The organism is Agrobacterium salinitolerans, from assembly GCF_002008225.1.
Lineage (GTDB): Bacteria > Pseudomonadota > Alphaproteobacteria > Rhizobiales > Rhizobiaceae > Agrobacterium > Agrobacterium salinitolerans.
In genome coordinates this window covers 37,254-58,897 of sequence record NZ_MRDH01000022.1, presented here as the reverse complement: position 1 = coordinate 58,897, position 21,644 = coordinate 37,254, and the positions used below count along the sequence as shown (strand labels likewise).

Sequence of the window (21,644 nt, the reverse complement as noted above, 5' to 3'; positions counted from 1 at the left end):
GCAGCGCCGGACCTACATCGTCCGAAAATCGGCCAGCTTGCTATAGGAGGGCAATGTCCTGTTGGATAGGATCCCCTTGCGGAGAATGATACGATCGGCGTGTGGGCGGGCGATGACCTGATCGAGACTCCAGGCCTCCAGGATCATCAGGTCCGCCGGGCGCCCCACGCTGATCGTGCCGGCGTCAATGCCCATGATGCGGGCCGGTGCTGGGCCGGCAAGCGCGGCTGCATCCGCGTAAGGGTGGTCGAGGTGAAGGATACGTACCGCCTGCCGCCAGGTATCCAGCATGTCATGGTCGCCATAGGCAAAGAAGGGATCACGACAATTATCTCCGGCCGCAGCCACCCGAATGCCCGCCGCCCGCAGTTCCTTTACCGGCGTGACCCCACGCCAGCGCGGGGTACGACCGTCTTTGCGGTCCTGAAGATACATGTTGACGGTTGGCAGCGTGATGATCGAAATGCCGGCATCCGCGATCAGCGCGATAGTGTCGCGTAGTTCCTGCTCGCCCAGAAGCGCAAGCGAGCAGCAGTGGCCGCAGGTTACGCGCCCCTCGTAGCCATGGCGGATGGCGGCACGCGCAACATGCGGCAAAGCATCGGCTTGCGCGGCCTCATCGACATGCAGATCGACATTCAGTTCCCGCTCCTTCGCCAGCACGAACAGCCGATCAAGCAGCAGGTCTATATCGTCGAGGCTTGCCCCGTGCGTTCCGCCGGAGGCACGGGTGACGCCACCCAGCAGGCCGCCGTGGCCGGCAACGATATCGGCAAGACGCGCGCCATAATCGTCGCTGTAGGCATCAAGTGGCACGAGGCCGGCGGCTTGCAGGGTGATGCGGCCTTTCCAGCGCTCGCGCACCTCTGCAAAAGCGTTCCAGGTGATTTCCGCTTGTCCCTCGTGGCTGTCGAGATGGGTGCGGATGGCTGCAACGCCATGGGCGTCAGCCGTCGCAAGGCCGAATTCCATCCGCCGCAGAAGGTCATCGGTGTTCCAGTGGGCGAGACGGTCCGCCGTGGTTGCCGCGCGCGCGCCAGGATGCATTCCTCCGGAATCGGGCGCTCGGCCCAAGGTGTGGCCCTTGTCGAGATGGGCATGTGCGTCAATCAGCAACGGCCAGACATGGCGGCCGTCGAGTGCGACTGTATCTTCATCACTGTCGACAAAGGTGGGCATTATGGCCGCAATCCTGCCGTTCTCGATCAGAATGTCGACGAGCGCCGAGCCGTCCCGGTCCACCTTGGCAAAATAAGGCGCGTCATCGGCAAGCAGGGCGACCGGCACGCGCGCCTTTGCCAGACGAATGCGCTCGGGTCTCGCCAAACGGGCGGCAAGGTTGGGAAACAGGGAAATATCGTTCATGGCGGGTCTCTATCGGGTGGGTGCCGGGCAGTCAGCTCTCGTCGAACGAGGCAAGCAAACGCTCCTGCGCAAATTGCATGAAATGGCTGCCGGCAGGCGAGAGTGAGCCGCGGGCGCGGTGGAGGATATTGAGCCGTTGCAACGAGCCGGTTCCGGTCAGCGGGATGAAAACCAGTTCGCCGGTCGCAGTCTCGCGATCCACATCGAGTCTGTTGAGGAACGTGATGTGAGGCGCTGTCCGGGCAAGGCGTTTCATCAGCTCCATCGAATTGGTCTCTACAACGGGAACGAGGGTGGCCCGCGCCGGTGCTGTCGCCTCAACGACCTCGCGCAGCGACAGTGACCGATCCGCCAGAACCAGCGGATAGAGCAGGCAATCGGACATGCGCACGCTGCTGCGGGTTGCGAGCGGATGGGTGGGAGCGACGACCGCGCCCAGCGCGTGACGGAATTCCGCGGCGCGTTGCAGCCGGGTGTCGTCGGGCAGGTTGTAGGCGATGGCGAGATCGGCCTGGCCGAGTGCCACCATCTCTGCGACGGTCGTCCGATCGCCCACCATGATCCGCAGACTGACCTGCGGATGTTTTTCACGGTAGGCTGCAACGATCTCGGCGATCCGGCCGGCAGCAAGTGTTGCCATCGTCGCAATCACCACCTCACCGCGATTCAATCCCTTGAGCGACTGGATTTGAGCACGCATTCGCTGATGAGCCTGCAGGGTTTCGCGAATATGCTGGATCAGGATTTCACCGGAGCTGGTCAATTTCAGTCCGCGGGGCAGACGCTCGAAAATGGGCGCTTGCAGCTCTTCTTCAAGTTCCAGGATGTAGCGGTTCACCGCAGAGGCGGCGACATGCAATGTCTTTGCCGCCTTGCGGATAGAGCCCTGTCGGGCAACCTCGTCGATATAGCGCAGCGCGCGTCCATGAAGCATGATGGGTCCGTTGCCTGACGGGAGTCGGATTGACTGTTCCACGATGTCACCGCAACGGACCATCTTCAACGTCACTTCTTGGCGAAATTGGCGTTGATGCGGCGGGTCAGGTACTCGCCGGCGGTGATCGGCTCGTATTTACCGAGCGGACCCTGCATGACCGCATCGCGGTTTGCCTGGCAGAAGAAAGGCAGCGACAGGCGCCGCCCCATGTATTCGCCCTCGCGCGGCATGCGTACCCGATGCAACGTCGATTGCAGTTGGTCGTCCGACCAGCGCATCAGCATGTCGCCGATGTTGCAGGTGATATAACCCTTGCGCGGCGGAACATCCGTCCATTCCTTGAGGGCCGCATCTTTGCCCGGGCATACCTGAAGCCCGCCTTCGCCTTCCTTTTGATGAAGGATGGTCAGGCAATCGAAGTCGGAATGGGCGCCGGCACGCCATGAGGTAAAGTCTTCCGGCTTGGCACCTTCCATCGACATGTAATGGATGAGCCGCAGCGTCGACTGGTACTGATCCGAAGATGGGTCATGCGCCACGGTGAAGAAATCCTCGGCAAAGCCCATCTTCAGCGCGAAGCAGGAGAGGATGCGCATGCCGAGTTCCCAGTTCTGACGCTCGAAGCGGAGCATCTTTTCCCGAAAGCCTGGAAGATCCTCTTCGCTCGGCCAGAGATTGAGGCGGATCATGTCCGGCCGGGTGAGCTGGAAACTCTCCTTGTTGTCCGGCGTGCCGGTGGAGGGACGAACCTGCGCCTTGAATTCCCAGCCGGCATTGATGCCCTTCGGCATCGGGGTTTTTGCCTTCACCTCTGCCGGCAGTTCAAAGAACGTCCATGCCGTGTCGAAGGCCGCGTCGATGTCTTCCTGGGCGATGCCGTGGTTGTATACCTGGAAGAAGCCGATATCGATCGAGGCCTGCCAGAGTGCATCGGCGATCTCATGCTTGCGGTTATCGAAGTCGGAAAGGTCGATGACGGGGATTTCCCGGTCAACGGTCGTGCCCATGCCGCCGATGGTTGCTTCCTTGGCGAGTTCTGCAAGCGTGTCGGTCTGGATATTCATACGATTCTCCTTAGGTGGATGCCGGCGCGCCGGCGGTTGAGGAGCAATGTCCGGGCAAGGCCCGACTGCTTCTACTCCGGATGGGCTCAGCTGCTCTTCGGCAGGCTCCAGGGAAAGAAAAGTTTCTGCGTCAGCACCACGGCCTGAAACAGCAGCAGCGACATAGTGGCCAGCACCAACAGACCGGCCCAGGCCTGCGGCAGCTTGAACAGCGAGGTCGAAAGCTGGATGAAGTAACCGACGCCTGCTTCCGAGGCGCAGAATTCCGCGACGACGGCACCTATGACGGCGAGCGTGATCGAGATTTTCAAGGCCGAGAAGATGTAAGGCACCGCAAAGGGCAGACGGATCTGGGTGATTTCGCGAAAGCCGGAGGCGCGCAGGCTTCGCGATAGTTCAATCAGCTCGGGCGGGGTCGCGGCAAGGCCCGTTGCGGTTGAGACGACAAGCGGAAAAAAGGTGATGAGACAGGTGATGACGATGCGTGGTGCATCGCCGGCCCCGAGCACCACGATGATGATCGGCGCGATCGCCACCACCGGCGTCGATTGCACGACGACGAGCAGCGGATAGAGCGTTCGCGACAGGAAGGGCGAGCGCATCATGACGACCGCGAGCGGAATGGCGATGACGATGGACATCGCGTAGCCGATCAGCGCCACCCGCAGCGTTGCGAGGATGTGGCCCATCCAGCGTTCGAAGCCAATAGAAGAGAACGAGCCGAGGATCGCACTCGGTGGTGGAAGCAGATAGGTGGGGAGAGACAGGAGCCGCGCCGCCGCTTCCCACAGAAGCACGGCACCGATAAGAGCCGCAGCGGTCGTGATGCCCGGCCATGCGAGCACCTGCTTGAGGAAAGCAACTGGTGACGTGCGGGTCTGCATGGCCTCAAGCCGCGTGGCGGGTGAGGAGGAGATCGCGGAGGTGGTTGGAGAGGTCATGGATCGCCTTGTCCTTTGTAGTTTCAGGGCCACGCGGCCGGCCCACGGGTACGGTAACTTCGGTCAGGATCGAACCCGGTCGGCCGGTCATCACCAATACCCGGTCGGACAGAAGCGCAGCCTCGCTGACCGAATGCGTAATGAAGACCACGGTCTTCGGGCGCTCGGAGAAAATACGCAGAAGGTCGAAGCCCATCACCTCGCGCGTCAGCGCATCCAGGGCCGAGAAGGGTTCGTCCATGAGCAGGATATCTGGATCCATGAGCAGCGCGCGGGCGATACCGACGCGCTGCTGCATGCCGCCAGACAACTCGTCCGGCAGGCGTTTCTCGAAGCCGGACAGCCCGACCATCTTCAGGAGTTCACCCGCGCGCTCGCGCTCCTGTGCGGTCACCCGGCCGGTCTTGTGGCGGGCGGGAAATACGACATTGTCTTCGACGGTGGCCCAGGGAAGCAAAGTCGGTTTCTGAAAAACGATGCCGATGTCATCACGCGGGGCCGTCACCGGCAGGCCGAAAACCTCCACCGAGCCGGATGTCGGCTTCAGCAGGCCGGCGATCATGCGCAGCAGGGTCGATTTCCCGCACCCTGAAGGACCGAGGATCGAGACGAACTCATGCCGTGCCACATCGAAACTGACGTCGCGTAGGGCTTCCGTGCGTCCGGATCGGGTCTCGAAAACCTGTCCCAGCCTCTCGAAGCGAATAGCGGGCATCGCCATGAGCGTTACTCCGTTACCATGAAGGTGCGGTTGACCATGGTTTCCGGATCGAGCTTGTCCGGGTCAATGTTCTGCGCTTGGGAAACACGGCGCCAGGTTTCAGCGAGGCGAGCTGTTTCAAAGGCGCCGAGGCCGTCCTTGTCCGTCACCTCGTTGAAAATGAGCGGCAGCGTGTCCTTGAGCGAACCTTGAACATCTTCAGAGCCGAGCTCCGGCACGATGGCGGTGACGGCCGAAGCCGCCTTCTCCGGATTTTCCTTGGCGAACTCGACTGACTTCTTGTAGGCCGCGACGAAGCGCGCGGCGACCTGCGGGCGCTTGGCGAGGAAATCATCGCTGGCGATGAGAGATGCGGAATAGAGCTCGAGACCGGCGGCCGACCACGGCAGGGCAATGATTTCCTTCCCGGCTTCCTTGCCCTGATTGCTGTAGCGCGTGAGGTCGGTCATCCAGGCGATGATGCCGTCGGCATTGCCGGTCATCAGCATGGGTCCGAGCGCGCCGGGATCAGCCTTGATGAGTTTAACATCCGCCATGTCGATGCCGGCATCCTTAAGCACCAGTGGCAGATAAACATTCGACGATGTGAACGGCGACGTCGCGATCGTCTTGCCCTTGACGTCGGCGACACTTGTAATCGCGCCGCCCTTGGTGACGTAGAATGCATGCGGCCCCTTGTTGAACAGCGACATGACGGCGGTCACCTTCACGCCCTCATTGGCGCGGGCGGCCATCAGGGCACCGATATCCGAAACGCCGATGTCGGAGGATGCAGCGGCGAGGCGCGAGATGGCGTCGGTCGAGCCGCGACCGGAAGCGATCTCCACCTCAAGGCCGGCTTCCGAACAGAAACCTTCCTGGAGGCAGACATAGATCGGCGCCTTGTCGCCGCCCGGCAACCAGTCAAGCTGAAAGATCACCTTGTCAGCGGCGGATGCCGCGCCGGCGGCAAGGGTGGCGGCAAGTGCATAGGAGGCAAGCTTGGTGCGGCACATAGGGCGACCTTTCACATCTAGTGTTCGGTTTTTAAGGACGGATAGGGCGTGGTGATGCGGTCCGGATGGAATCCATCCGCAAGGAACCTGGCAATGGCGCAATTGCGTTTTTCAGGACGCTCGCTGCTCAGGCATGCAAAACACCGATGCGCATGAAGATGATAAGCTCCATCATCGATTTCTGCGGAATTTGGAATAAGGTTACTGACTTTACACGGCATTTAGACATCTCCCCGACAGATTTATCCGTCGAGCAATGTCCAGAACCCAAGCTCAGACCGCTTCTACTCGCAGGTCATTTGTCTCACGAGGAAGCCGACTTTAGCAAGAGCTTCGATGAAATCTTATGCCTGCAAAAAATTTAGGCAAAAAGCGCTTTTGCCTGATGGAGCATTGATCGAAGATTTCGTAAGATTCTGAATTCAAGACGAAATTCTTATTGAGAGGTGTTCCGTCGTTGCCCAAGAAATTCGCGTCCTAATAATTAGAACGAATAGAGCGGAAATCTCTTCCTGGCGGTTGGCGAAATCGACCGCCTGTCGCGGTGGTAACAATGCCGTGTCGGTCAGTTAGCCCGGGAGAGATATCCGCAAATTCATATTTGGGGCTGTGTAGCATGGCGGAGTTCATGCCATTGCCCAGGCGCAGGAACCTGCTTGGCTTCTTATCGAGAAAATAGGAAAAGTCTTCGCTGCCAGGGATGAGAGGGCAGGTGGCGACTTTGTCGCTGCCGATCCCCTTTCTTCTTCTTCACCATGTGCCGGAATGCGAAACGGTCGTGAACGGCTGCTCTCCGATGTTGACGGTACTGCCTGCAACCGTTGCGGCATTAACCGGGGAAATTCCATTCTCCGGTCAGAGCGCGGTGGATTTCTCGTGCGGGCGAGCCCTTATAGATCAAGTGATCGCGGTTTGACGTCGGAAGCAACACGGCGAAAGGTTGTTTCCTAACGGCCCGCTGTCCGCATCATAGCGACGAGGACTGCTCGACAAAAATGGCTATCTTCGTGCCGGAAGTTTCTCGCGGTCTCCCAATTGAAGGACCGCGGCCGACGTCGCTCAGATGCATGGTTAATATTCACTCCACATGGTTAATTCTTTGTTAACCGCGTGTGCCTAGTCCTGATCCACGCCGAATTTATATCGGCAAATCAAATGGCCACGATCTTGTTCCTCGTACTGGCAGCTTGCTCATTCTTCTCTTTAGAAGGTGGAACATTGAATGCCGTTTCGTTGGCTTCCAGCGCTTGCTTGCATCGTTACTGTGGGGATGTTGACGACCGGTTGCGCCAACCGCCCCGGTGCCAGCATCCGGCAGGTGGGCACAGGCTCTTCCAGTACTGAGATGGGAAAGGTGAGCGAGAGCCTTCCAGGCGTAGCCGATACCATGACTGGTCAGCTACGGTCGCCGAAGCTCGAAAAAAGCGAACACAAGGGCCCGCTTTCACTCGAGGCTGCCGTCAGGAAGGCCGTCGACTGGCATCCCGCAATTACAGAAACGATCGGTCGGCTTCATCAGCAGACCGAATCCGTCAACGAAGCCCGCGCAGGTTATCTTCCTAACCTAAGTTGGGGGCTGGATTCCTCCTACAATAACGACAGATCAGATCGGTACAGCCCGGACCTCAACTTCAGCGTTTCGCAGATGCTGTATGACTTCGGTAAGGTCGACAACCGGGTGAAGATTGCAACAGCAGGGATTGCGGGCCGGAAGTCGCAGGTTTTTATGGCGGTCGATGATCTGGCACGCGAGACGGCATACTCGGTTATCGAAATCCAGCGCAATCGAGCCCTGCGAAAAGTTGCGCTTGATCAGATCGAGGATGTGAAAGCAATTCTGGAACTGGTCAAGGCACGTACTGACAAGGGTGCGAGCACGCGTTCCGACCTTCTGCAGGCGGAGGCCCGTGTTCAGGCCGCGGAGGCGACGCGGCTGGAAATCGAAGGGCAACTTTCCCGCTGGGAAGCGACCCTGTCAAATTTGAGCGGCATTAACGGACGGGTTGATGTGATCGATGCGGTGCCCGCATGGCTTCCGAAGGCCTGCAGTTCCACAAATCTCGACTGGTCCCGCGTTCCGGCGGTCATGCAAGCGGAAGCCGATCGCAAAGCCGCAGCCGCACAGATCGATCTGGCCAAAGCCGAGGGGCTACCGACACTGTCCGTTGATGCGGGAATCGGTGTCGATGTCACAGAACTGAGCTCTTTCGACCCCGATTATACTATCGGCTTAAAAGTTTCGGGCAGCCTCTATAATGGGGGCGCAACGAGCGCCAGACGGAATATGGCGGTTCAGGCGCTCGGCGCATCACAGGCCGCGGAAGCGCGTGTGCGGGTCGACATTGTGCGCAACCTTACCGAGGCCAGCAGCCAGATATCGAGCAAGGAAAGTCTGCGCCGATCGCTCTCGACACGCCAGTCAACGATGAGGCAGACACGTGATCTTTACCGAACACAATATGTTGAACTGGGTACGCGAACCCTTCTCGACCTGCTCAACGCCGACCAGGAACTACATGCTGCAAGGTTCGATATCAGCAACATTCAGTATGACCTGCACAGATTGAACCTAGACTGCACGTTTAATGCCGGACGGATGCGCGAAGCCTTCGCGCTTCAAGGCCAGACAATTCAAGGTATATCCCTTTAGGAATGGCGGATTGCGTCGCTGGGGAGCGCATTTATCTAATTGATTTTGATATCTTTTTTAAATTTGATTGCGCCTGGTAGAAAGCCGTGTATCGCATTGTCGTCCGATCGCGTATCAGCCTCTTTTTTTGGCTTCCAGGGAAAGAGCCGGGACAGTGCCGCATATAGTCGGAGAGAAAACTGCTCGAGCAAAAGAATAGCCTGTTTTGCGGTTGCAAGCGGGCTTCGTCCCCCCGCGTTTCTGTAGAGACGGTTGCGCGTTAGCTCGAGCCCCAAGGCTCTTACCCCTCATTTTTGAGATGCCCTCATCGGTTGTTTTTTCTTGCGGGATCTCTTTTTTCTGCAATTATAACGATGGGAGAGGGGTCTCGTGAGGAAAACAACCCCTTATGCAAGAGACCAGAGCCGATAGAATTGAGGCTCTGCACTTTGCAGCGGTCAGCCGTTCGCAAAATCAAATTTCTTGAATGTTGCTTGGTGTTCCAGGCGGCAGTGGATTTCTGTCGCCGATGTTCCCGTGTCGCAGGAGGACAATTTTATGGTTGCAACGGTAACCGACAAAGTCTCAGGAAATTCCCGGACTGTATCATTCGACGAATTGGACATGGACAAACCCAGCATCGTCCAGATTCGCGCGGCCCGTAACGAGGTCTCCGATTTCGTTCGCGACGGCGATGATCTCCTCCTCCGCATGCGTTCTGGCGAGACGATCCGGATCGGACACTTCTACCGAGAGCTTGAGGGTGAGCACAGCGAGCTCGTTCTGGAGGACGAAGATGGAAATCTGTGGCTCGGCGAGCATAGCGATGGTTTGGCGGATTTTCGTTTTTCGCAGATTGAAGGCGTAGACGAACTGGTCGGCGCTTCAGCAAGTGACGGTTCCATTCTCGGCCTTGCCGCTTTGGGTCTGCTCGCCGGCGGGGGAGCTATCGGTCTTGGAGGGTCCTCTAGCGACGACAGTGACGCCGATGCCGACGCGGATGCTGATGCTGATGCTGATGCAGATGCAGATGCAGATGCGGATGCTGATGCCGATGCTGACGCAGACGCAGATGCCGACGCGGACGCGGATGCTGACGCAGACGCTGATGCGGACGCAGACGCAGACGCAGACGCAGACGCGGATGCTGACGCCGATGCGGATGCAGATGCTGATGCCGACGCTGATGCTGATGCTGATGCGGACGCCGATGCGGATGCTGATGCTGATGCAGATGCCGATGCCGATGCGGATGCCGACGCGGATGCTGATGCGGATGCGGATGCTGATGCTGATGCGGACGCAGATGCTGATGCTGATGCAGACGCTGATGCTGATGCGGATGCAGATGCTGATGCGGACGCCGATGCCGATGCGGATGCTGATGCGGACGCCGATGCGGATGCGGATGCAGATGCAGATGCCGATGCGGATGCCGACGCGGATGCTGATGCTGATGCGGATGCTGACGCAGACGCAGACGCAGATGCAGATGCTGACGCAGATGCGGATGCTGATGCGGACGCTGACGCCGATGCCGATGCCGATGCGGATGCAGATGCTGATGCGGACGCAGANGATGCAGATGCAGATGCCGATGCGGATGCCGACGCGGATGCTGATGCTGATGCGGATGCTGACGCAGACGCAGACGCAGATGCAGATGCTGACGCAGATGCGGATGCTGATGCGGACGCTGACGCCGATGCCGATGCCGATGCCGATGCAGATGCTGATGCGGACGCAGACGCTGACGCTGATGCGGATGCCGATGCAGATGCTGATGCGGACGCCGATGCAGATGCAGATGCTGATGCTGATGCGGATGCGGATGCCGATGCTGATGCTGATGCTGATGCTGACGCTGACGCCGATGCCGATGCCGATGCCGATGCCGATGCGGATGCGGATGCTGATGCCGATGCGGATGCAGATGCCGACGCGGATGCGGATGCTGATGCGGATGCTGATGCTGACGCAGATGCGGATGCGGATGCCGACGCTGATGCTGATGCAGATGCCGACGCTGATGCTGATGCTGATGCAGATGCCGACGCTGACGCTGACGCCGATGCGGACGCAGACGCAGATGCAGACGCTGATGCTGATGCTGATGCTGATGCGGATGCCGATGCGGATGCTGACGCAGACGCAGATGCTGACGCAGATGCCGACGCCGACGCCGATGCGGATGCTGACGCTGATGCGGACGCAGACGCAGACGCGGATGCTGACGCCGATGCGGATGCAGATGCTGATGCCGACGCTGATGCTGATGCGGACGCGGATGCTGATGCGGACGCGGATGCTGATGCGGATGCAGATGCTGATGCGGATGCTGATGCTGATGCGGACGCAGATGCTGATGCTGATGCAGACGCTGATGCTGATGCGGATGCAGATGCTGATGCGGACGCAGACGCTGACGCTGATGCGGATGCAGATGCCGATGCGGATGCCGACGCGGATGCTGATGCTGATGCGGATGCTGACGCAGACGCAGACGCAGATGCTGATGCTGACGCCGATGCGGATGCTGATGCGGACGCTGACGCCGATGCCGATGCCGATGCGGATGCCGACGCGGATGCTGATGCTGATGCGGATGCTGACGCAGACGCAGACGCAGATGCTGATGCTGACGCCGATGCGGATGCTGATGCGGACGCTGACGCCGATGCCGATGCCGATGCGGATGCTGATGCCGACGCTGATGCTGATGCAGATGCTGATGCGGACGCAGACGCTGATGCGGACGCAGACGCAGATGCGGATGCGGATGCAGATGCTGATGCTGATGCCGATGCGGATGCAGATGCCGATGCGGATGCAGATGCCGACGCGGATGCGGATGCTGATGCTGATGCTGACGCAGATGCCGACGCTGATGCTGATGCGGATGCAGATGCCGACGCTGATGCAGATGCCGACGCTGACGCCGATGCGGACGCAGATGCAGACGCTGATGCTGATGCAGATGCGGATGCTGATGCTGATGCGGACGCAGACGCTGATCTCGAACCAACGGACGATGTGGCCACGGCCGAAGTGACGCTTTTACCCACCGTGACGGAAGACGTTCCGCTTGGGAGCGATACCTATCTCGCTGTCGTCAGTCTTGCGGGTCTCGATCTGCAGTTATTTGCGGATACAATCGAATTTGATGTGGAGACCGGCCATACACAGGATCTCAACTTCGATTTCAGCGGGCTGATCGGTGCAGACGTGCTGGGCGACTACAGTCTTGTGGTGCAAAAGTGGGATCCCTCGACACAGCAATGGACCAGCATCGAAGGGGGAGGTCCCGCCACGATCCTGTCCTTGTCGCTTTTTGGCGGAACCAGCGGCACCGTGCCGGGCCTCGAACCGGGGGAATACCGTGCCTTCATGGGATTCAATGGTCTGCTCGGCGTGGGTGTCGGCGGCACGCTGACGCTTGATGGCACGGACTACGACTTTACCGAAATCGGCGGTTACGACCCTGTTGCTGTGAGCGGCAATGTCATCGACAATGATGTAGTCCCGGCTGGAACGACGGTACAGAGTGTCGATGGCCAAGCTGTCGATGAGGACGGAGTGACCATACAGGGTGATTTCGGCGAGCTTCTCATCCGTTCCGATGGATCCTACACCTACACGCCTTTCGCCAATGGAGCGGGGATCGGCCAGGTCGACCGGTTTGATTATGTCGTAACGGATGCCGACGGCAATACCGGTACCGCGACGCTTTACGTCCAGATCGGCAGCGACAATGTGACGATGACCTGGAGCGACACCGACCCGGGCCTTCCGGCGACGTTAGAGTTTGCCACAACGGGAGACAGCGCAGATGCGTCCGTCATCTGGAGCAATGTGACGGACGACGATTTCTTTACCGCCACCGGTTCCACGTTGCTTTCCGGTGGGCTGGGACAAACAAGCACCTATACCAGCAACAGCTTCGTAATCACCGACAGCATGGAGGTTTCCGGCAGCATCAACGTATCTGTTCTGCTGGCGGCTCTGTCGAATGGTGTACTTTATCTCGAGCAAGAAACAACACCAGGCAACTGGCAGCAGGTAGCAAGCGACTCCTTCAACATTATCGTTGGCGGGCTCGGCACCGTGGCGTCGATAGACCTGGCTGAACTCGATCTCCTTGCTGGCACCTACCGTGTCCGCTCAACATTGAGTGGTACTTTGGTGAATGTCTCGGCGACCATAACAACCGATATTGATGTGACATACACCGACCAGTATGAGGTCGGGACCACGACCGGTGACAGCGGCAATCTGCTTACCAATGATGATCTGGGTTCCACATTTACACAGTTCCAGATATTTGACGGAACAAGCTTCGTGGATGTGACGGGCACCAGAACGATCGACGGCGAATACGGTACGCTGACCATCAACGCCGATGGCAGTTACAGTTACGAACTGCACCCTGATCTCACGCATTTCACCACGTCGCAAACCGAGACTTTCGAGTATCAGCTGATCCATCCGTCCGGCGCGGTCGAGCAATCCTCTTTGGTCGTGACCGTCGAGCCCTCCGGTGCAGGCGTGCCGGATCAGGCCATGATGTTCGTTGCCGAGGACATAACCGGTCTCGACAGCATTGATGTGGCGGCAAGCGATGATCCATTCACCTCAAGTCAGGACAGTGACGACGAGCTTTCTCGCCTGATCGAGGAAGATACGGAGGAATTGACCGTCCCGCTTGATGGACTTGCGGCTCTCAGTGAGCCTGAGGATGGTGACGCTGATCTGGGTTCGACCGACGACAGTGCAGGTCTTGTCGAGGCGCCCGATCCGGTGGAACTGCCTGTTGATCCCTTCGGCCATCTGGTGGCCGAAGACGAATTGAATTCGATGCATTCGACTGTAATCTGAACGATCCAAGGGCGACATTGGGGCATGAACGCCCCCATGTCGTCACAAAGGAATACCCATGCCCCTTTCCGACATGACGACGGAACAATGGCCCGATCCTGACGCTGCTGGCGGCGACTTTGAGAGCTGGAGCGAGGCCCTTCAATATGTGGCGCGTCACTACGGTGTGCCTTTTTCGGCGGGTGGAGCACGACAGCTCGCCCAAGCCATGCAGGCGATCGAGACAGATGATTGTCTCGCGCGCCTGGCAAACAAGCTGGGCTTGCAGATCAAACGTGCAGCCCCGTCGCCGCGCCTCCTCACAAGCTGGCGCTTGCCGGTAATCGTGAAGCTCTCTGACGGTGCAGTTGGCGTCGTCACAGCCCTAGCCGCCAATAGGGACGTATCCATCGTCCTCAGCGGAGAGGCCGGCGTTGCCACGGTGCTGGCGCTTGATGTACTGCTGCAGCAGACCGAATTCGTCATTCTCGCGCGTCCGCAGCGCGGAACCGTCGATGAACGGGTCGATGGCTATATTGCCCCTTACCGGGAACATTGGTTCCGGTCGATCGCGTTTCGCGACATCGGATCTTATGGCCATGTCATGCTGGCATCACTTGTTGCCAACATCCTGGCACTGGCTGGCGTCATGTTCTCGATGCAGGTTTATGACCGGGTGGTTCCGGCCAAGTCCTATAACACCCTGTATGTCTTGTTCATCGGCGTGCTGCTGGCGGTGTTCTTCGACTTCATCATGCGTCGTCTGCGCACCCGCATTATCGACATTGTCGGCAAACGTACGGACATACGCATCTCCGATCTCGTTTTCGGCCATGCGATGCGCGTGAAGAACCAGGAACGGCCCACCTCCACCGGCACATTCATCGCCCAGTTGCGGGACTTAGAGCAGGTTCGCGAACTTTTGACGTCCACCACCGTTGCCGCCGTTGCCGACCTTCCCTTCTTTATCCTGTTCCTGTTCATATTCTGGCTGATTGGGGGGCCAATCGTCATCGTTCCGGTTGCGGCTCTTTTGCTTCTGGTATTGCCCGGCCTGATGGCGCAGCGCCGGCTGCGCGCTGCCGCCAGTGAAGCCATGCGCGAATCGTCGCTGCGCAACGCGATGCTCGTGGAGGCCGTTCAGGGCATAGAGGACATCAAGACGCTTCAGGCTGAAGACCATTTTCAGCAGCGGTGGAACCACTATAATGCCGTCTCAGCCGACGGGCAGCTGCGGCTGCGTGCCATAACCAATGGCCTCGCAGCCTGGAGCCATACCGTGCAGACGGGCACTTTTGCTGCGGTCGTCGTTATCGGTGCGCCACTCGTCATGGAAGGAGACATGACAACGGGCTCACTCGTTGCCTGTTCCATCCTGGGCTCCCGCATGATGGCACCCATGGCGCAACTGACACAGATACTGGGCCGGTATCAGCAGGCTAAGGTTGGGTTGAAAAGCATCGACGCCATTTTGCGCATGCCTTCCGATCACCCTGACAGCGAAACGCGCGTGAGTGTTCCCACCCTGCGTGGTGCTTACAGTATAAAGGGTGCAGCCTTTCATTACGGCAATGGTGCAGGGCGGCCGGCGCTTGCGATCGGGGAGCTGTCCATTACTGCGGGAGAAAAAATCGCCGTTCTCGGCAAGAATGGTGCGGGAAAATCTACCCTTCTGTCGGCCATGGCGGGCATGGTTGAACCGGCAGCCGGCGAAGTACTGATCGACGAGCTAGCGCTTTCACAGGTGGATCCCGCCGACCTGCGCAGGAATGTCGGCCTGTTGACGCAGGACTCACGCCTGTTTCATGGAACCATCCGCGAAAACGTCACTCTGGGTGCATTGCATGCGCCCGAGACATTGCTGCTCGAGGCGCTTTCCATGACAGGAGCAGACGAATTCGTGCGCAAGTTCCCGCGTGGCCTCGACCATCCGATTCTTGAGGGCGGACGAGGCCTCTCAGGCGGGCAGAAACAGGCATTGCTTCTGACACGGCTTCTCATTCGGGATCCAGCCGTCGTTTTACTTGACGAGCCAACGGCAGCAATGGACGAAGCAAGCGAGCGCCAGTTCATCGCGCGTTTCCGGGCCTGGAGTGCCGAACGAACAGTTATTGTTGCCACGCACCGCATGCGCGTTCTGGAACTGGTTCAACGCGTCATCGTCGTCGAAAACGGACAGATCGTGCTTGATGGCAAAAAGGAGGAGATTCTAAACACCTTGCGCGGTGTCAACAAGGTCGTGCCGCCGAGCAACGTGCGCGGAAAAATGCCGGAAAGGAAACCCGCAGCGACGGCGGCTGGCTTCCCCTTCAAGACGACGCAGGAGGTATAAATGGCAGCATTCAGCGAACGCGATTTCTCCGGACGTGGCGGATGGGCATTCGGCGACGATGAGGGACGGTATCTCACGCGTTCCGCGCGCGTTGTTCAGCTTTTCGTCGCTCTTCTGGTTGCAATGCTGGTCTGGGCCTATTTTGCCAGGCTCGACGAGGTCTCAACAGGGGACGGTCGTGTCATCCCGACGAGCCGCGAACAGGTCATCCAGTCGCTGGAGGGCGGTATTGTCGCGACGCTGCACGTGCGTGAAGACCAGGTGGTCGAGCCCGGCCAAATTCTCGCACAACTTGATCCCACCAGAAGTGAGTCTGATGTGGAGGAAAGTGCGGCGAAGTATAGGGCGGCGCTTGCGGCCGCTGCCCGACTTGAAGCAGAAGTCACCGGCACTTCCCTGCGTTTTCCGACGACGCTTCATGCATATCCCGTGTTGATCACCTCGGAGACGGAGCTGTACACCGCCCGTCGGCGGGCGCTCGAAGATTCGCTACGCTGGATCGAGGAATCGCTTTCGCTTGTCAGCAGCGAATTGAAGCTTAATGAAGAATTGAGGTCTGTCGGGGCGGCCAGCAATGTCGAGGTCATTCGCTTGCGTCGGCAGATCGTGGAACTTGAGCTCAAGAAGGTGGAGATCAAGTCGGAATACGTCGTAAAGGCGCGTGAGGAGCTGACCAAGGCGAATGCCGAAGTTAATTCGCTCTCACCCGTGGTAACCGGGCGGGCGGACAGTCTTGCCCGCCTCACGCATCGTTCGCCGGTCCGTGGCATCGTCAAGAATATAGAGGTTTCGACCATCGGTGGCGTCGTGCCGCCAAACGGCAAGCTCATGGACATCATTCCTTTGGGTGATGAACTTCTAATCGAGGCGCGGATTTCACCACGGGACATCGCTTATATTCATCCCGGCCAGCGCGCGAGCGTCAAGATCAGTGCCTATGACTATGCTGTCTATGGCAGCCTTGACGGCAAAGTGACAACAATTTCACCGGACACGATACAGGACGAGGTCGATCGGGAGATTTATTACTATCGCGTGTTTATCAAGACGGAGAAGGATGCCTTGGTCAATTCGGCTGGTCGGGAGTTCCCGATCGTTCCCGGCATGGTCGCGAATGTCGATATTCATACGGGTGAGAAGACCGTGCTGGAATATCTCATCAAGCCCTTCAACAAGGCCCAGGAGGCGTTGCGTGAACGTTGAGGCGAGAGTGTCTCCGGCAAACAAACCGCAGGATATACAAGAACGGCTTTCCAGCATACGAAGCCTCCTGGAAGACCGGATTCAACTTTTGGCATATCCGTTGCCTCAGGTGGCATTGTTCTTTTCGGTTTCCGATGGGGACAGGCGGGCACGGGTCGTCAATGTCTCGGGGCCGTCTCTTGATGCAGCTTGGCAACAGGGTGTGAGTCAGCTCCTTTCCATCATGGGTGCCGAAAACATTCAAGGGCGTTGGGTTCGCGTCGATTGGGTGGATATTGCTGAAAAGACCACGTGGGCTCGGCTGCGGTCACTGCTGGGCAAGGTGAAGCGCAATTATTTCCGCTTCGGAATCGCGCTTGATCCGGCATTCCGCCATGCCTTTACCGAACAGGAGTTGAACGCGAACGCGATGCTCTATGGCGGAAACACGCTGACCAATGCCGTATTGAACGAAAAGAATTTCAACCTCTACGCACGCGGGCGCTATCAAGATCTGCCTTCATTGAGCTTTCCGCAAAACAGCACGATCTTTCTCTTTTCGACGAAAGGCATCTTTTGCGACGAGGCGGGCGGGCTTCACCTGATTGAGGGAAGGGGACTTGATGCAGGGCGCCGGACATTGGGTCGGCTGGATGGCGGCGTGGTCCTGCAGTTGCTTCGTGATTCCTCCGCCTATCTTGCGCGGCAGGTCAATGCAGATGGTTCCTTCGTTTACGGGTATCACGCCTGCTTCGACCGACGTATTGAGGCTTACAATGCGTTACGCCACGCAAGCACGACCTACGCCATGATCGAGGCCTGGGAAGTCACACATGACGTGCGGTTGAAAAATGCTATTGAACGCGCACTTGTCTTTCTGGAGACTACGCTGATCAGGTCTGTCACCCTTCCCGACGGCACGGAGGCTGCCTTTCTGGTCGAGGCGGATGGCGAAAGCAAGCTTGGCGGCAATGCTGTCGCGATTCTCGCACTAACGAAATATATGGCAGTCACAGGGTTGATGGAACGGAGGGGGCTCGCCGAACGACTTGCATGCGGCATCCGTCACATGCAGGATGCGAAGACGGGCGCTTTCGTGCATGTCCTTCAATTTCCCGATCTTTCGATAAAGCAGCGATACCGCACCATTTATTACGAAGGCGAAGCGGCTTTCGGCCTCATGCGCCTCTATGATCTCACGGGGGATCGGCGGTGGCTCGAAATCGTGGAAAGGGCGTTCGGGCACTTCATTGCCAAGGAACACTGGAAACATCACGACCACTGGCTTGGCTATTGCGTCAACGAACTCACGCGTCACAGGCCTGATGAGCGATATTTCCGTTTCGCCATTCGCAACATCGCCAATTACCTGGACTTCGTGGAAAACCGGATCACTACTTTTCCGACGTTGCTCGAACTGATGATGGCGGCGCGCCAGACCCTGTCGCGGATTGCCGCCGAGCCGAAACTGCATGGTCTGTTGAACGAGATCGATCTGGCGCATTTCGAAAGGGCGCTTGAGAAACGCGCGCACCATTTGCTGAATGGCCACTTCTGGCCGGAATTGGCGATGTATTACCGCAAACCCGACCGAATCGCAGGTTCCTTCTTCATCCGTCATCATGCATTCCGCGTCCGGATTGATGATGTCGAGCACTATCTCTCCGGATTTGTCGCCTATCGCAGCTACCTTAAGGAGAGGGCGGCTTTCCGTGAAGTGATCCGCCAACACGCCGCGCTCGCCGGTCATCGCCGCCCTGGTATATCGAAGCACGCGGTTTGCCCCGATGCAAGACAGTGGGATGCGGCTCATGTTGCGGCGGCAACTGGGGGATCCTGGGTTCAGTCACCGCCAGAAGGCTGGACGGCAAAAGGGCTCTGTACATATGCGCCGGCCATGCAGCCCAACGATATTGTCGTCCTGCGCGGCGAGAAAGACACGATGGGGGTGCCGCTGCATACGCTCATCGATCGCGGAAAGCCGGCAGGTTCCATCACCACAGACCCGGAACTGGCTTCCGGTCTGGAGGGGCCGGTACTCCGGGTAGCGGATAATATGCAGGCCGTTTTGGCAATGGGCGATTACGCACGCACCCGGATGAGCGGTAATGTCCTTGCGGTAACTGGCAGTGCCGGCAAGACAACAGTTGTCGCCATGTTGGCCCACGCGCTTTCTGCCTGGGGCGATGTCGGCAAAAGCCACCATAATGCGAACCTGCCCGCGGGTGTGGCCTGGAACCTCGCCTCCATTCCGTGGGATACCCCGCACGTGGTGTTGGAACTGGCCATCGGTAAAATGGCGATCAGTGCCCGAATGGCGCGGCCGAAGGTCGCAATCTTCACCAATGTTCTGCCAGCCCACCTCGGCGAGAGGAGTACGGTCACGGATATTGCCCGGACCAAAAGCGCGATCTTTCTGGGCATGGCGCCGGGCGACAAGGCCGTCCTCAACCGCGATATGCTCGAGTGGGACACGGTGCATGATGCGGCGCGCAGGCGAAAGCTCGACGTTGTCACCTACGGAGCCTCGGAAGAATGCATTTGCCGGCTTCTGCGCTATGACGCGGCAAACCGGCAGGCTCAGGCGCGGATCGGAAACCGGGAAATCAGTTTCCGGATGGCCGCCGCCGGCTATCACATGGCACTGAATGGTCTTGCGGTCCTTGCCGCTGTTTCCGCACTGGGTCATCCACTTGAGCCAGCGATCGCACAGCTGGAACGGTTTGCGGCTCTGCCAGGGCGCGGCGAGGAAATTCATCTTTCGCTCGATGGACGCAAATTGACAGTGATTGACGACGCCTATAACGCCAATCCGGGTTCGATGCGCGCTGCTCTGGCCCGATTGGGTGATCACCAAGGCGCGCGGCGACGGGTTGCTGTCCTGGGAGAGATGGCGGAGCTGGGCCCCAACGCGGTCGCTTACCACACCGAGCTTGCAACCTTCATGCAGAATCGTTCGATCGATGAAGTCCATGTTTTCGGTGAGCTTTACTCCGACTTCTGGGAAGCAATTCCGCCTGCCTTGCGTGGTTTCCACGCCAGATCGCGGCAGGCCCTGAGGGATGTTCTGCGGGAGCAGCTGGCGGACGGGGACGTGGTTCTTTTCAAGGGCTCGCACAGCACGGGAATGCACGAACTTGTCGAGTGGCTAAAGAAAAGTGCTGAAGACAGCACTGCTGCGTAGGTCAATTTCCACGCAAGCGAGCAGAAATATTATCTGAGTTGTTCAAGTTCCATTTCGTGGACAGCGCGGCGGATGTCGACCGGCGAACGGCCCTGGGCGATCAGGGCGGCAGCAAGACGGCCGTGATAGGCAAGTAAGTGGCGCTGACGGTCTGTTGCCTGAACATAGATGTGGTGCGGTTCAAAGCCTGCGACGCGCAGGCGTCTGACATAAGAGAGCTGGCTGAAAAACGGAACGGTGCGGTCCTCCGGATCGGACAGCACGTAAATCTCCGGTCGATGATCGGTCGGAATCCGGTCAATTTCATCGATGGGATCGTAAAACTTCGCTGAATTGTAGAGTAGCTTGCCGGGAAGACGGCGCCGCCGTTCCCAAAAGGCCGATACCTGCTTTACCGAGACCAGGCCGGACGTGATGACCGCTGCCGAAATATCCCTGCGCCGGTTCATGAGACCGGCAACGATCTGTCCACCAGCCGAATGGCCGGTCAGAATAAACGATGACACGTTGTGTTTTTCTTTGATCAGATCGAGCGCGCGGTCCATAAGTGCGATTTCGCGGGGGTGACGACGTTGGTTGTGATCGCCAGAGGAGCCATAGATGCCGGGGCGCGCCATGAAGATGACGGGATGGCCAGCTTGTTGAGCCCAGTCGGCCATTTCTGATGCGATTGTGGCAGGCGACTGGCGGATATAGGAATCGGTTATAAAACGTACGCCTTTCGAATTGCGCAGCATCACGTCCCCGCCGAAATAAACCAGCACCGTTCGATTCTCACCATTGGCGAGCGCCTGCGGATAATAACGAATACAGTCGCCCTTGCCCTCTATTTCGACCCACAGCCCGTGGGGGATGGCAGCGCAGGACGCTCTGGATGTATAAGATCCGTTCAGCGCCTCATAGGGGCTGAAGGCGTGGTCAGTCTGAAAGGCGGTCAGTTCGCGCGGTCGCGGCAGTTCGAACGGACCCAGCCGGGGGGCATCGGCCAGTGCAGATTGCGACGCACCGGGAACAGCAAGGGCAAGCAAAATCCAGCGCGCGATCCACCAGGCGAACCTCGGCTCCTCCTTGCTCATGGTGTCACTCCGTCGGTCATCATATCCGTTTTACGAGAAACAGTAAGAAAAACAGTACTCCGCCAGCAGTCATAAATTTACTCTGCCAAATACGGACCGATACGTCACCTCATTACTTTTGCGACGCCCCGTCGCAGCAAACGCTGTCTTGGTCTCCTGGGGACGCGGCGTGCCGTCGCCGCCGTTTTTCGTGACCGATCAACCAAGCGGAAGGTCGTGCTGGAACGCCGTATTCCACCACCATCTGCGCCATGGTCGAAGGAACGCTCGGCATTGGCCTTGTCATGGGCGGTTACAAAAAAACCAAGAGAAATCAATTCCGCATTTACGGATGATGCTGTAGTCTTTTGCAGACTAGAGAGCA

At 58.6% G+C, this 21,644-nt stretch carries 13 protein-coding genes and 2 pseudogenes; 7 read left to right on the top strand and 8 right to left on the bottom strand.

Annotated features, from left to right (window positions below; genetic code table 11):
- Positions 1–12 precede the first annotated feature (12 nt).
- The 6 genes from BS627_RS15115 to BS627_RS15090 all read right to left on the bottom strand — a co-directional run bounded on the left by BS627_RS15115 (position 13) and on the right by BS627_RS15090 (position 6,023).
- Positions 13–1,365, bottom strand: a complete 1,353-nt coding sequence (locus BS627_RS15115) for a cytosine deaminase (RefSeq protein WP_077984006.1) — start codon at positions 1,363–1,365, stop codon at positions 13–15.
- A 31-nt stretch (positions 1,366–1,396) separates the two neighbouring features.
- Entirely contained in the window at positions 1,397–2,368 is a 972-nt protein-coding gene (locus BS627_RS15110) for a LysR family transcriptional regulator (protein WP_077984005.1), read from the bottom strand.
- Between the two features lie 2 nt (positions 2,369–2,370).
- Entirely contained in the window at positions 2,371–3,366 is a 996-nt protein-coding gene (locus BS627_RS15105; RefSeq protein ID WP_077984004.1) for an isopenicillin N synthase family dioxygenase, read from the bottom strand.
- Positions 3,367–3,452: 86 nt separating this feature from the next.
- Positions 3,453–4,250, bottom strand: coding sequence for an ABC transporter permease (locus tag BS627_RS15100; RefSeq protein ID WP_077984003.1), 798 nt, complete (start codon positions 4,248–4,250; stop codon positions 3,453–3,455).
- A 4-nt stretch (positions 4,251–4,254) separates the two neighbouring features.
- Entirely contained in the window at positions 4,255–5,028 is a 774-nt protein-coding gene (locus BS627_RS15095; protein ID WP_077984002.1) for an ABC transporter ATP-binding protein, read from the bottom strand.
- Between the two features lie 5 nt (positions 5,029–5,033).
- A complete protein-coding gene (locus tag BS627_RS15090; protein ID WP_077984001.1) occupies positions 5,034–6,023 on the bottom strand; it encodes an ABC transporter substrate-binding protein in 990 nt (329 codons plus the stop codon).
- 65 nt (positions 6,024–6,088) lie between these two features.
- Here BS627_RS15090 and BS627_RS15085 point away from each other — a divergent pair, with 65 nt between their 5' ends.
- Positions 6,089–6,388, top strand: a complete 300-nt coding sequence (locus tag BS627_RS15085; RefSeq protein WP_077984000.1) for a hypothetical protein — start codon at positions 6,089–6,091, stop codon at positions 6,386–6,388.
- Positions 6,389–6,500: 112 nt separating this feature from the next.
- On the opposite strand, the pseudogene BS627_RS24845 reads toward BS627_RS15085, so the two are convergent.
- Positions 6,501–6,758 (bottom strand): annotated as a pseudogene (locus BS627_RS24845) (hypothetical protein); the annotation flags it as partial.
- A gap of 487 nt (positions 6,759–7,245) precedes the next feature.
- On the opposite strand from BS627_RS24845, the gene BS627_RS15080 reads away from it, so the two are divergent.
- The 6 genes and pseudogenes from BS627_RS15080 to BS627_RS15060 all read left to right on the top strand — a co-directional run bounded on the left by BS627_RS15080 (position 7,246) and on the right by BS627_RS15060 (position 20,204).
- Positions 7,246–8,673: a TolC family outer membrane protein gene (locus BS627_RS15080; RefSeq protein ID WP_089153259.1), complete on the top strand. Its 1,428-nt coding sequence runs from the start codon at positions 7,246–7,248 to the stop codon at positions 8,671–8,673.
- A 537-nt stretch (positions 8,674–9,210) separates the two neighbouring features.
- Positions 9,211–9,492 (top strand): annotated as a pseudogene (locus tag BS627_RS25075) (BapA/Bap/LapF family prefix-like domain-containing protein); the annotation flags it as partial.
- A 2,193-nt stretch (positions 9,493–11,685) separates the two neighbouring features.
- A complete protein-coding gene (locus BS627_RS24600) occupies positions 11,686–13,527 on the top strand; it encodes a BapA/Bap/LapF family large adhesin (RefSeq protein ID WP_165691262.1) in 1,842 nt (613 codons plus the stop codon).
- Positions 13,528–13,585: 58 nt separating this feature from the next.
- Entirely contained in the window at positions 13,586–15,838 is a 2,253-nt protein-coding gene (locus tag BS627_RS15070) for a type I secretion system permease/ATPase (RefSeq protein WP_077983999.1), read from the top strand.
- Entirely contained in the window at positions 15,839–17,041 is a 1,203-nt protein-coding gene (locus BS627_RS15065) for a beta-barrel domain-containing protein (protein ID WP_077983998.1), read from the top strand.
- Positions 17,031–20,204, top strand: a complete 3,174-nt coding sequence (locus BS627_RS15060) for a UDP-N-acetylmuramoyl-tripeptide--D-alanyl-D-alanine ligase (protein ID WP_245307137.1) — start codon at positions 17,031–17,033, stop codon at positions 20,202–20,204. Before BS627_RS15065 ends, BS627_RS15060 begins: the two co-directional genes overlap by 11 nt.
- A gap of 29 nt (positions 20,205–20,233) precedes the next feature.
- Here the strand turns inward: BS627_RS15060 and BS627_RS15055 are convergent, their stop codons facing one another.
- Positions 20,234–21,280 (bottom strand): alpha/beta hydrolase family protein, encoded by a 1,047-nt coding sequence (locus tag BS627_RS15055; RefSeq protein WP_077983996.1) that lies wholly within the window; start codon positions 21,278–21,280, stop codon positions 20,234–20,236.
- Positions 21,281–21,644: the final 364 nt, after the last annotated feature.